Origin of the sequence: Sphaerotilus natans (assembly GCF_900156335.1) — a bacterium.
Taxonomy (GTDB): Bacteria; Pseudomonadota; Gammaproteobacteria; order Burkholderiales; family Burkholderiaceae_C; genus Sphaerotilus; species Sphaerotilus natans.
Genome location: NZ_FTMZ01000006.1, coordinates 112,522 through 124,408, shown reverse-complemented (window position 1 = coordinate 124,408; position 11,887 = coordinate 112,522). Strand labels below are relative to the sequence as shown.

The window sequence follows — 11,887 nt, the reverse complement described above, 5'->3', positions numbered from 1 at the left end:
CCGGTCATCGACGGCGGCAGGTCGGGGTCAGGGCGCAGTGATTCGATCATGCGCATTCCCGCAGCCATGGCGGGATTTGCGTGGGTTTTCCGTTCTTTTGCAGCAGGCGATCCGGTACGCACGAGGACTGGCGCCCGTGCCGCCGAAGCTGATAGACTGCACGCTGCTGCAGGTGATCCGGTTCGTGACGAACGACCGGATTTAAACGGGAAGCCGGTGAAAAGCCGGCGCTGCCCCCGCAACGGTCAGCGAGAGAAGATCAGGTCACGATGCCACTGGAGCCATGGCTTCCGGGAAGGCGACCCGATCGGCAGGGCGACCCCTGCACTCGCGAGCCCGGATACCGGCCTGAAGCATGCGCACTGGCACCGCGGAGGGCGGCGGCCGGACGACACGGGACTCCACCGGAGCCCGTGCAGGACCGGCCCCGGTCCTGTCCCGTCCGACCCCCGCCCGATGCCGCCAGCGATTCTCTCGCGACAGCCGCACGGGGCGTGCGGCCGACAGGCATGACGACCAAGACTTCTTCCGGGCGGCCCGACCGCCATTGCCCCGCGCTGCTGGTCAGCGCGCCGGCCTCCGGCCAGGGCAAGACCACGGTGACGGCCGCCCTGGCCCGCCACTGGCGCCGCCAGGGCCTGCGGGTGCGGGTGTTCAAGACCGGCCCCGACTTCATCGATCCGATGGTGCACGCGCACGCCAGCGGCGCGCCGTGCCGGCAGCTCGATTTGTGGATGGGCGGCGAGGACCATTGCCGCGAACTGCTCTGGCAGGCCGCCGGCGAAGTCGACCTGATCCTGGTCGAGGGCGTGATGGGACTGCACGACGGCAGCACTTCGAGCGCCGCGCTGGCCGAGCGGCTCGGGCTGCCGGTGCTGGCGGTGATCGACGCCAGCGCGATGGCGCAGACCTTCGGGGCCATCGCGCTGGGGCTGAAGCTGTATCGGCCGGGGCTGGATGTCGCCGGCGTGATCGCCAACCGCGTCGGCAGCGAAGGCCATGCGCGCATGGTCATCGAGAGTCTGCCACCGGGCATCGTCGCGTTCGGCGCGCTGCCGCGCTGCGAGGCGCTGGAGTGGCCCTCGCGCCACCTGGGCCTGGTGCAGGCCACCGAGCTGCCGGACCTGGAGCGCCGGCTGGAAGCGGCGGCCGACGTGGTCGCACGGGCTGCGCCGCCGCGGCCCGCACCGGTGCGCTTCATCGCGCCGGTCGAGGCCGAGGCCCCGCCGCGCCGGCTGGCCGGGCGCACCGTGGCGATCGCCCGCGACGACGCCTTCGCCTTTCTCTATCCGGCCAATGTCGACGTGCTGGAGCAGCTCGGTGCGCGCATCGCCTTCTTCTCGCCGCTGGCCGACGAGCCGGTGCCGGCCCAGGCCGATGCGCTCTATCTGCCCGGCGGCTATCCGGAACTGCATCTGGATCGGCTGGAGGCGGCGACCCGCACCCGCGACACGATCCGTGCCTTCCACGCCAGCGGCCGGCCGATCGTCGCCGAGTGCGGCGGCCTGCTCGCGCTGGGCGACGGCCTGAGCGATCTGGCGGGCCGACGCGCCGCGATGTGGGGCCTGCTGCCGGGCGAGGGCTGGATGCAGCCGCGCCTGGTCAACCTCGGCATGCACGCGGCCGACCTGCCCGAGGGCACGGTGCGCGGCCACACCTTCCACCACGGCCAGTTCGAGAGCCCGCTGGCCCCCGTCGGCCAGACCCGCGCCGAGCGCGACCACGGCCGGCCGGAGGCCGTCTGGCGCCTGGGCCGGCTGCACGCCTCTTTTCTGCACCTCTATTTCCCGTCGAACCCGAGCGCGATCGCAGCGCTGTTCGACCCGGCCACGCCGCCGCCCGGCGGCTGAGGCCGCGTCCTTCCCGACGCACCTGCGCCGATGCGCGCGGAGCCCTGGCGGCCCCGTGCCGGGCCGACTCGCGCCTGCCTGTCCGCCTTTCTTTCCTTGACCCGTCCCCTGACCCCTGCCCACGGAGATTTCACGATGCACATCGAACCCGGCTTCCTGTCCGATGCCAAGATCATGGCCGCCAATGTGGCCGCTGTCGGCCTGCTGGCCGCACACGCACCAGCGCTGATGCGCCGTCCCGCCTTGTGGCTGCGCACGCTGCTGGCGGCGGTCTTCTTCTCGGTCTTCATGGAGAGCTTCCACCTGCCGGTGGGGCCGTCCGAGCTGCACTTCGTCGGCGCGATGCCCGTCTATGTGCTGTTCGGCCTGCTGCCGACCCTGTTCGGCTTCGCGCTGGGCCTGCTGCTGCAGGGCCTGCTGTTCGAGCCGCAGGATCTGGTGCATCTGGCCGTCAACGCGCTGTCGCTGATCGTGCCGCTGCTGGCAGTGCACCACACGCTGGGCCGTCGCCTGGGCGAAGGCACGCCGGGCCTGGCCGCGCTGCTCAAGCTCGATGGCGCCTACTACGCCGGCGTCACGCTGATGGTCGGCTTCTGGCTGGCCAACGGCGAGCAGGCGGTGTCGCTGGCCGATTGGGGCGCATTCGCCGCGTCCTATCTGAGCGTGGTGGCGCTGGAGCCGCTGGTCACCCTCGCCATCGTGCGGGGCACGTCGATGCTGCACTCGCAGCGCTGGGCCCGGGTCTGTCTGGACGAACGCCTGACGCTGGCCGGAGCGGCCTGAATGCGCGGCACCGTCTGGTTCGTCGGCGCCGGCCCCGGAGACCCGGAGCTGCTGACCGTCAAGGGCCGCGCGCTGATCGAGCGCACCGGCGCCATCCTGTTCGCCGGTTCGCTGGTCAACGAGGCGGCCACGCGCTGGGCGCCGCCGGGCTGCGTCATCGCCGACAGCAAGGCGATGACCTTGCCGCAGATGGCCGCCTGGCTGATCCGGCAGGCCGGCGAGCACGAGACGGTGGTGCGGCTGCAGACGGGCGATCCGGCGCTCTACGGCGCGCTGATCGAGCTGGTGCAGCCGCTCGACGCCGCCGGCGTGCCGGTGCGGGTGGTGCCGGGCGTGTCCTCGGCCATGGCCTCGGCCGCGGCGGCGGTGGAGAGCTTCACGCTGCCCGAGGTGACGCAGAGCGTCATCTTCACCCGCGTCGAGGGCCGCACCCCGATGCCGCCGGGCGAGGACCTCGCCGCGCTGGCGGCGCACCGCACCACGCTGTGCATCTTCCTGTCGATCACGCTGCTGCACAAGGTCGAGGCCGGGCTGCGCGCGGCGGGCTGGCCGGAAGACGCGCCCATCGTCGTCGTCCACAAGGCGAGCTGGCCGGGCGAGGAGCGCATCGTGCGCGGCACGCTTTCCGACATCAAGCAGCGCTGCCGCGACGCCGGCATCGTCAGCCAGGCCATGATCCTCGCCAGCCCCACGCTGGGCGCGCGTCATTGGCCGGACCTCGTCACGTCGAAGCTCTACGACCCGGGCTTCACCCACCGCTTCCGCAAGGCCTCCGCATGACTTCCCACCCAGATTGCATCCTGCTCGTCGGCCACGGCTCGCGCGAGGAATCCGGCAACGCCGAGATCCGCGAGTTCGTCGCGCAGTGGCGCGCCCGCCAGCCGGGCTGGCGCATCGAGGTCTGCTTCATCGAGTTCGCGTCGCCCTCGCTGCACGACGGCCTGATCGCCGCCGCGCGCGAGTCGCGCCGCGTGCTGGTGCTGCCGCTGATCCTCAACGCCGCCGGCCACGTCAAGATGGAGATCCCCGAAGCCATCGAGCACGCCCGCGCGCACTGTCCGGGCACCGAATTCCTCTACGGCCCGCACCTCACCGCCTGCGATCCCATCCTGGCGATCCTGAAACGCCGGCTGCGCAAGGCGATGAGTACGCTGGACATGCCGGACCCGACCACCACCGGCGTGATCCTGCTGGGGCGCGGCTCGTCGGACCGCGCCGCCAACGGCGACATGGCCAAGATGGCGCGCTGGCTGCAGGAGGAGGGCGAGCACGAGCTGGTCGAGCTGGCCTTCACCGGCATCACCTTCCCGCGCCTGGAGCGGGTGGTGCAGCGCCAGGCGCTGATCGGCATGCGCCAGATCGTCGTGCTGCCGTATTACCTTTACACCGGCACGCTGATGCAGCGCATCGCGCGGCAGGTCGAGCACCTGCGCGCGCAGTACCCGCAGATCCGCTTCGCCGCCTCGACGCACTTCGGCTTCGAGAAAGAAATCTTCGAGCTGCTGGAGCAGCGCGTGGCCGACCTGCGCGCCGGCACGCCCGAGAGCCGCCTGCCCTGCGACGGCTGCCGCTTCCGCGAGATCGCGCACGACCTCGGCCACGGGCATTCGCACGAGCACACGCACGCCCATCCCCACGCCCCGGCCCTGGCATGAGCACCGTCAACACCGTCACCGAGCAGCTCACCCGCGCCGGCCAGGCGATCGAGCACGACAGCTTCGCCATCATCGACGCCGAGGCCGGTCCGCACCGCTACACGCCCGCGCAGTGGCCGATCGTGCGCCGCATGATCCACGCCAACGCCGACTTCGAGTTCAACGGCCTGACCGACTTCCACCCGGATGCGGTCGAGGCGGGCCTCCAGGCGATGCTGCGCGGCGGCGCGCCGGTGGTGGCTGATGTCGAGATGATCTGCTCGGGCCTGTCGAGGCCGCGCCTGGCGCACTTCGGCATGACGACGCACCAGTTCATCAGCGACGCCGACGTGATCGCCCGCGCCCAGGCCGAGGACAGCACCCGCGCGGTGCAGGCGATGCGCAAGGCGCACCGGCTCGGGCGGCTGGAGGGGGCGATCGTGGGCATCGGCAACGCGCCGACCGCGCTGATCGAGCTGGTGCGGCTGATCCGCGAGGCGGGCGCGCGCCCGGCGCTGGTGGTCGGCATGCCGGTGGGCTTCGTCTCGGCGGCCGAGTCCAAGGACCTGATGGCCGGGCTGACCGAGGTGCCGTGGATCGTCATCCGTGGCCGCAAGGGCGGCTCGACGCTGGTGGTGGCGGCCGTGCACGCGCTGCTGTCGCTGGCCGAGGCGCGGCAGAAGGCCGCCAGCGCATGATGGACAAGACCGCCCGGCGCGGCACGCGCACCGGCTTCACCACCGGCGCCTGCGCGGCCGCCGCGGCGCGCGCCGCCGCGCTCGGGCTGGTGCACGGCGCGGTGCCGTTGGAGGTCGAGAGCCTGCTGCCCAACGGCGACCGGGTCCGCTTCGTCGTGCACGACGGCCGCTGCGAGGGCGCCAGCACCGATCGCGCCGCCCACGCGATGATCGTCAAGTTCGCCGGCGACGACCCGGACTGCACCGACGGCGCGCACCTCACCGCCGATGTCCGCATCGACGCGACGCGCCCGGGCGCGGTGACGTTGCACGGCGGCTTCGGCGTCGGCACGGTGACGATGGCCGGGCTGGGGCTGGAGGTGGGCGGCCCGGCGATCAACCCGGTGCCGCGCGCCAACATCGAGGCCAATGTGCGCGAGGTCGCCGCCGGCCTGCTCGACGAGGTCGGGCTGGCGGTCACGATCTCGGTGCCGCAGGGCCTGGAGATGGCCAGGAAGACGCTCAACGCCCGCCTGGGCATCCTGGGCGGCATCTCGATCCTCGGCACCACCGGCATCGTCAAGCCGTATTCGACCGCCGCCTACCGCGCCAGCGTGGTGCAGGGCGTGCAGGTGGCCGCGACGCTGGGGCACGGCGTCGTCGTGCTGACCACCGGCGGGCGCACCGAGCAGTTCGCGATGCGCGAGCGCGCCGAGCTGCCCGCCGCCTGCTTCGTGCAGATGGGCGACTTCCTGCGCTACGCGCTCGACGAGGCGGTGGCGCAGGGCCTGCGCGAGGTGGTGATCGGCGGCATGGTCGGCAAGCTGACCAAGATCGCCCAGGGCGAGACCATCACCCACGCCAACCGTGCCGAGGTCGACACCGGCCTGCTGGCCGAGCTGGCCGCCGGCATCGGCGCGCCGCCCGAGGAGTGCGCTGCCATTGCCGCCGCCGAGACCGCGCGCTTCGCCGCCGAGCGCATGGAGGCGCTCGGGCTGCTGAACGAATTTCACGCCGCGCTGGCGCAGAAGGTGGTGGCCACGCTGACCGCGCCGGAGCGCTATGGCCAGCGCTTCCACCTGCGGGTGCTGGTCTGCGATTTCGAGGGCCGCAAGCTCGCCGAGGCGAGCTCGGTCCGCTGACAAGGAATGCTGATGAACACCGAGGTCTTTCCGGATCCCAATCCCTGCCGCGTCCTGGGCGTGCTCGACGACGGCGCGGCCAGCCTGGGCGCGACCGCGCGGGCGCATCTGCGTGCCGCCGATCTGGTGATCGGTGGCGCGCGCACGCTCGCGCGGCTGGAGGCCGAGATCCGCCCGGACGCCGAGCGGCTCGACCTGACCGGGCAGCTGAGCGCAGTGCCCGGCTGGGTGAGCGCCGCGCGTGACGCGGGCCGCAAGGTGGTGGTGCTGGCCACCGGCGACCCGCTGTGCCACGGCATCGCCGGCTTCCTGGCGGCGCGGCTGTGCGTGCAGGCCCTCGAGGTGCTGCCCAATGTCTCGACGCTGCAGCTGGCCTGCGCCCGCGTCGGGCTGGTCTGGCAGGACGCCAGGATCGTCTCCATCCACGCTCGGGACGCGGGCGAATGGCAGGTCGGCGCGCCGCCCACGCACGGCCTGCACGCGCTGGCGCAGGCGCTGCGCGCGCACGACCGCCTGCTGGTGCTGACCCGCCCGGAGAACACGCCCGCGCGCATCGCCCGGCTGCTGCTGGCCGAGGGGCAGGGCGATGACTTCCGCATGGCGGTGGCCGAGCGGCTGCTGCAGCCCGAGGAGCGGGTGCGCGCCGACCTGACGCCGGCCGAGGTGGCCGAAGCCTCGCCCGAGGCCTTCGCCGATCCGAACGTGGTGCTGCTGTGGCGGGTGCGCCCGCGCCCGAATCCGGTGCGCTTCGGCCTGGCCGACCGCGACTACCACCAGCGTCAGCCCGACAAGGGTCTGATCACCAAGCAGGAGGTGCGCGCGGTGTCGCTGGCACGCCTGCAGCTGCGCGCCGACAGCCAGGTGTGGGACATCGGCGCAGGCTCCGGCTCGGTCGGGCTGGAGGCGGCGCGGCTGTGCCCGCACGGCCACGTCTGGGCCATCGAGAAGAACGAGGCCGATGTGGCGATCGCGCGTGCCAACCGCGATGCCTTTGGCGTCTCCAACCACACGCTGGTGCACGGCCGTGCGCCCGACGGCCTGGAGGCCTGGCCCGACCCGGACGCGGTCTTCATCGGCGGCTCCGGCGGCGAGCTGGCGGGCCTGATCGCGCTGTGCCTGCGCCGGCTGCGTCCGGGCGGGCATCTGGTGATGAACTTCGTGACGCTGGAGAACCTGGCCGTGGCCACGCAGGCGCTCAAGGCGCTGGATGCCATCGACTGGGACGTGCTGCAGCTGCAGGCCGCGCGCAGCCGCCCGATCCTGGACATGCACCGCATGGCCGCGGAGAACCCGGTGTGGATCGTCTGCGCCCGCAAGGAGATCGCATGAGCATGAGCTTGAACCGGATCGGCACGCTGCACGGCGTGAGTCTCGGCCCTGGCGACCCCGGCCTGATCACGCGGCGCGCCTGGGCGCTGCTGGAGCGCGCCGACACCGCCTGGGTCTACCCGGCGCGCAGCACCAGAACGCCCAGCTACGCCTTCGACATCGTCGCGCGCGCCGGCCTGGTGCCGCCTGACGATCACCAGAGCCTGCTGTTCCCGATGACGCACGACGGCGACAAGCTCGCCCGTGCCTGGCTGCGCGCCGCGGAAGTCGTCTGGCCCAAGCTGCGCGCCGGGCAGGACGTGCTCTTTCTGGTCGAGGGCGATGCCAGCACCTACGCCACCTTCGGCCACCTGGCGCGCACGCTGCGCGCGCTGGCGCAAGCCAACGGCGTCGAGCTGCCGGTCGAGGTGGTGGCCGGCGTCAACGCCTTCACCGCCGCCTGCGCCACGCAAGGCTTGCCGCTGTGCGAGCAGGACGACACGGTGGCGCTGGTGCCGGCCGCCTACGGCGTCTCGGCGATCGACAGGCTGCTGGCCGACTTCGACACCCTGGTGCTGCTGAAGGTCAAGCCGCTGATCGGCGAGCTGCTCGACTGGCTGGAGCGGCGCGAGCTGCTCGGCCACGCCAGCTTCGTCGAGCGCTGCGGCGCGCCCGACGAGCAGGTCGCCGACACGCCCGAGGCGCTGCGCGCGCTGCGCGAGCGCAAGGTCAGCTACCTCTCGCTGATGATCGTGCGCAGCCCGCACCGGGTGCGCGGCGAGCGCATCCGCGGCTGCCTGAAGAAATCGTCCCCCGGAGTCGCCTCATGAGCGCTGTCCCGTCCGTTTCTCCTGCCGACGCGCGGGTCTGCATCGTCGCCATCACCCGGCACGGCGCGGCGCAGGCTGCGGCGCTGGCACGCCAGCTGCCGCAGGCGTCGATCTGCGCCTCGGCCAAGTTCGCCGCGGCCTTTGCCGGCGCGAGCAACCCGGTGCGCGCCTACGAGGGCGCGCTGCGCGACGAGATCGCGCCGCTGTTCGAGGGCTTCGACCAGCTGGTCTTCTTCGTGTCGCTGGGCGCGGTGGTGCGGCTGATCGCGCCGCACCTGAAGAACAAGGACGTCGATCCGGGCGTGACGGTGATCGACGACGTCGGCCAGTTCGTCATCCCGGTGCTCTCCGGCCATGTCGGCGGCGCCAACGCGATGGCCGAGCAGGTGGCCGGACTGATCGGTGCCACGCCGGTGGTGACTACCGCCTCGGACGTCGGCCGCACGATCCCGGTGGACATCCTCGGCCGCGAGCTGGGCTGGCGGGTCGAGGCGCCCAAGATCAACATCACCCGCGTCTCGGCCCATGTGGTCAACGGCGAGCCGATCGCCTTCGTGCAGGAGGCCGGCCGCCCCGACTGGTGGACCCGGCCGACGCCGCTGCCGGCCAGCATCGAGCGCCTGAGCTGCTTCGACGATGTCGACCCGGCGCGTCACCGGGCGGTGCTCTGGGTGACGCACGCCGAGATCGCACCCGAGGTCTGGACGCGCTGGGCCGAGCGGCTGGTGGTCTATCGGCCGCCGCTGGAGGGCCCGGCGTGAGGCCGCGCCTCGCGCTCGGCCTGGGCTGCGACCGCGGCACGCCCGAGGCCACGCTGCGCCAGGCCATCGCCGAGGCGCTGGCGCGTGTCGGTGCGGCCTGGCGCGATGTGGCCGCGGTCGCCAGCATCACGCTGAAGGCCGACGAGGCCGGCCTGCTCGCGCTGTGCCGCGCCGAGGGCTGGACGCCGGTCTTCCATGCGCCGGAGGTGCTGGCGCAGGTGGCGGTGCCCAACCCGTCCGAGACGGTGCGCCGCCACACCGGCACGCCCTCGGTCAGCGAGGCCGCCGCGCTGCTGGCCGCCGGCCGCGCCGACGATCTGCGCGCGCTCGTCGTCGAGAAGCACCGCCTGCGCGGGCCGGACGGGCGCCACGCCACCGTGTCGGTGGCGGCGATGCGCGGCGCGGCCCACCCCCCTGAATCCCCCGAACCGGAGACCCCGTGAACGATCCGATCCTTCCCCCTGGCGCCGCCCCCGCCGACCCGCCCGCCGGCAAGATCATGCTGGTGGGCATCGGCCCCGGCAGCGTCGAGCACATGACCGCGCGCGCCCGCAGCGCCATCGCCGAGGCCGACGTGGTCGTCGGCTACGTCACCTACATCAAGCTGGTCGCCGACCTGCTCGACGGCAAGGAGGTGGTGCGCAAGGGCATGACCGAGGAGCTCGACCGCGCCGTCAGCGCGCTGGACGCGGCGCGCGCCGGCAAGAAGGTCGCGCTGATCTCCAGCGGCGACGCCGGCGTCTACGGCATGGCCGGGCCGACCTACGAGGTGCTGTTCCAGGCCGGCTGGACGCCCGAGGGCGACGTGGCGCTGGAGATCGTGCCCGGCGCCTCGGCGCTCAACAGCTGCGCGGCGCTGGTCGGCGCGCCGCTGACGCACGACTTCTGCGCCATCTCGCTCTCGGACCTGCTCACGCCCTGGCCGGTGATCGCGCGCCGGCTCGACGCAGTGGCGATGGCCGACTTCGTCGTCGCGCTCTACAACCCCAAGAGCGGCCGACGCACCCGCCAGATCGTCGAGGCGCAGCGCCTGTTCCTGCGCCACCGCCGCGCCGACACGCCGGTGGCCATCGTCAAGAGCGCCTACCGCCGCCGCCAGAGCATCGTCTTCACGACGCTGGACCAGATGGCCGAGCAGGACATCGGCATGCTCAGCACCGTGCTGATCGGCAACAGCAGCACCTTCGTGCGCGACGGGCTGATGGTCACGCCGCGCGGCTACGCCAACAAGTACGACATGGACGAGGGCGGCGCCACCCGCGACGGCGAGAAGGCCGGGCGCTCGCTCTCGACCGGCCTGAACGGCTGGCTGGCGTCGCTGCAGGCCGAGCACGCCGCCGGCGCGAGCGCCGAGCAGCTCGCCGCGCGCCACCGCCTGCCGGTGGACTACATCCGCGCCACGCTGGACGAACCGCTGGAGAGCGAGGCATGAGCGAGACGCCCGTCAAGCCGAAGATCGGTGCCTACCGCCGCCACCTACTGGTCTGCACCGGCCCGCGCTGCACCCAGGACGGCCAGGCCCAGGCGCTGTTCGACAGCCTGGGAGAGAAGTTCAAGGCCGCCGGCCTGAACGACGGCGAGCTGCGCGTCAAGCGCAGCCGGGTGAGCTGCTTCGCCGCCTGCAAGGGCGGCCCGGTGCTGTGCGTCCAGCCCGACGGCACCTGGTACTACAACGTCACGCCGCAGAACATGGACCGCATCATCGCCTCGCACCTGGTAGGCGGCGAGCCGGTGGCCGATCTGGTGTTCCACCAGGGCCCGGGCGGCTGCGCCGACGACGGCACCTGCGACTGAAGCGGCAGGGCAGGGCACGCTTTTCGGCCCATCCGCGCCCGGCCGGCCGTGCTGCACTGGCGCGATGAACGACACCGCCGCCGCCGATCGCCGCGTCATCGAGATCCGCTCGGAGGCGCCGCGCAAGCCCGCCCCCGGCCAGCCCTGCAACGGCTGCGGCCTGTGCTGCCTGACCGAGCCCTGCCCGGTCGGCATGCTCGCCAGCCAGCGCCGCGACGGCGCCTGCCGCATGCTCGAATGGAACGAGGGCACCGCGCGCTATGTCTGCGGCCTGCTCACCGGCCAGCACGCGCCGCTGCCCGTCTGGCTGCGCCCGGCCGCCCCGCTGCTGCGCCGCAGCGCCCGCCGGCTGATCGCCGCGGGCATCGGCTGCGACTGCACGCTGGAGGTGGAGTCAGCCTGAATCGGCCAGATCGAGCACCAGCGGCATGTGGTCGCTGAGGTCCAGCCAGTCGGCAGGGCTCCCGATCTGGAGGCGGGCCCCATCGAGCAACGCAGCCGACAGGAAGGCATGGTCGATGTGATACGGCTTTGCAAGATTGCGCTGGAGGAAGAAGGTCGGCGTGCTTTCCCCGCCCTGAGCGTCTCCGCAAATCCGGTGGTAGAGGCTGTGCAGTCCCAGGGCTTCCAACACGCGTACCACATCGCTGTGGCTGCAGCCTGGGTATTGCCTGTCCCAGATGGCGTTGCTGTTGAAGTCGCCCGCCAGCAGGGCCCGTGTCTCGCGCAGAAAATCCGGATGTCGGCGCAGCCAGTGCCAGAGCTGTCCGATGTAGCCGTGCCGGTCGGATGAGGGCGCGTCCTTGGTCCAGACTGCCAGCAGTGGAATGCCCTCGACCCGACACGGAAGAAACTGCATCAGCCCGCCATCATCCAGCGCGACCGATTCCAGCCTGAGTCCCGGCCGGACGAAGACGCCGAGCCCTTTGTGCCGGCTCTGCCCGACCCAGAGCACGGCGTGTCGCTCTGCCCAGTCGCGATAGCTCCGGTCGGCGCTGCCGGCCGGGCTCTCGCACTCCTGCACGATCAGCACGTCAGCGCTCAAGGCCTCCAGCGCGGCGCGCTTGCGGCGCAGTGCGCCAGCACAGTTCCAGGTGACGATTCTCAT

At 72.4% G+C, this 11,887-nt stretch carries 14 protein-coding genes and 1 riboswitch; of the genes, 13 read left to right on the top strand and 1 reads right to left on the bottom strand.

Translation table 11 applies throughout. The features are described 5' to 3' along the window. Positions 1–153 precede the first annotated feature (153 nt). Positions 154–366, top strand: a riboswitch (cobalamin riboswitch). Positions 367–509: 143 nt separating this feature from the next. The 13 genes from BW996_RS07775 (at position 510) to BW996_RS07715 (ending at position 11,182) form a co-directional block, all read left to right on the top strand. Then, complete coding sequence (locus tag BW996_RS07775) at positions 510–1,850, top strand: cobyrinic acid a,c-diamide synthase CobB (RefSeq protein WP_037484607.1); 1,341 nt, start codon at positions 510–512, stop codon at positions 1,848–1,850. A gap of 135 nt (positions 1,851–1,985) precedes the next feature. Then, the gene (locus BW996_RS07770) at positions 1,986–2,633 is read left to right on the top strand and encodes an energy-coupling factor ABC transporter permease (protein ID WP_037484605.1); all 648 of its coding nucleotides are present in this window, start codon (positions 1,986–1,988) and stop codon (positions 2,631–2,633) included. Next, on the top strand, positions 2,634–3,413 hold the full coding sequence (cobM, locus tag BW996_RS07765; RefSeq protein ID WP_037484604.1) for a precorrin-4 C(11)-methyltransferase: 780 nt from the start codon (positions 2,634–2,636) through the stop codon (positions 3,411–3,413). It abuts the gene before it with no gap. After that, positions 3,410–4,288 carry a sirohydrochlorin chelatase gene (locus BW996_RS07760; RefSeq protein WP_037484602.1) on the top strand — a complete coding sequence of 293 codons (879 nt, stop codon included), beginning with the start codon at positions 3,410–3,412 and terminating at the stop codon, positions 4,286–4,288. The genes cobM and BW996_RS07760 overlap by 4 nt, the downstream gene beginning before the upstream one ends. Then, a complete protein-coding gene (locus BW996_RS07755; protein WP_037484601.1) occupies positions 4,285–4,965 on the top strand; it encodes a precorrin-8X methylmutase in 681 nt (226 codons plus the stop codon). The genes BW996_RS07760 and BW996_RS07755 overlap by 4 nt, the downstream gene beginning before the upstream one ends. Further along, positions 4,962–6,086, top strand: a complete 1,125-nt coding sequence (locus tag BW996_RS07750; RefSeq protein WP_037484599.1) for a cobalt-precorrin-5B (C(1))-methyltransferase — start codon at positions 4,962–4,964, stop codon at positions 6,084–6,086. Before BW996_RS07755 ends, BW996_RS07750 begins: the two co-directional genes overlap by 4 nt. Before the next feature lie 12 nt (positions 6,087–6,098). Beyond that, positions 6,099–7,415: a precorrin-6y C5,15-methyltransferase (decarboxylating) subunit CbiE gene (cbiE, locus tag BW996_RS07745; protein ID WP_139330793.1), complete on the top strand. Its 1,317-nt coding sequence runs from the start codon at positions 6,099–6,101 to the stop codon at positions 7,413–7,415. Next, a complete protein-coding gene (cobI, locus tag BW996_RS07740; RefSeq protein ID WP_241462042.1) occupies positions 7,412–8,224 on the top strand; it encodes a precorrin-2 C(20)-methyltransferase in 813 nt (270 codons plus the stop codon). The genes cbiE and cobI overlap by 4 nt, the downstream gene beginning before the upstream one ends. Continuing rightward, positions 8,221–8,985, top strand: a complete 765-nt coding sequence (locus tag BW996_RS07735) for a cobalamin biosynthesis central domain-containing protein (protein WP_076458823.1) — start codon at positions 8,221–8,223, stop codon at positions 8,983–8,985. Before cobI ends, BW996_RS07735 begins: the two co-directional genes overlap by 4 nt. Next, positions 8,982–9,428 carry a cobalamin biosynthesis protein gene (locus BW996_RS07730; RefSeq protein WP_051632190.1) on the top strand — a complete coding sequence of 149 codons (447 nt, stop codon included), beginning with the start codon at positions 8,982–8,984 and terminating at the stop codon, positions 9,426–9,428. The genes BW996_RS07735 and BW996_RS07730 overlap by 4 nt, the downstream gene beginning before the upstream one ends. Before the next feature lie 56 nt (positions 9,429–9,484). Next, positions 9,485–10,417, top strand: coding sequence for a precorrin-3B C(17)-methyltransferase (cobJ, locus tag BW996_RS07725; protein ID WP_076458836.1), 933 nt, complete (start codon positions 9,485–9,487; stop codon positions 10,415–10,417). Beyond that, positions 10,414–10,779, top strand: a complete 366-nt coding sequence (locus BW996_RS07720) for a (2Fe-2S) ferredoxin domain-containing protein (protein WP_037484591.1) — start codon at positions 10,414–10,416, stop codon at positions 10,777–10,779. Before cobJ ends, BW996_RS07720 begins: the two co-directional genes overlap by 4 nt. Before the next feature lie 64 nt (positions 10,780–10,843). Beyond that, the gene (locus tag BW996_RS07715) at positions 10,844–11,182 is read left to right on the top strand and encodes a hypothetical protein (protein ID WP_037484589.1); all 339 of its coding nucleotides are present in this window, start codon (positions 10,844–10,846) and stop codon (positions 11,180–11,182) included. Here the strand turns inward: BW996_RS07715 and BW996_RS07710 are convergent. Next, positions 11,174–11,887 (bottom strand): endonuclease/exonuclease/phosphatase family protein, encoded by a 714-nt coding sequence (locus BW996_RS07710; RefSeq protein ID WP_037484586.1) that lies wholly within the window; start codon positions 11,885–11,887, stop codon positions 11,174–11,176. The two genes, BW996_RS07715 and BW996_RS07710, sit on opposite strands and share 9 nt — an antisense overlap.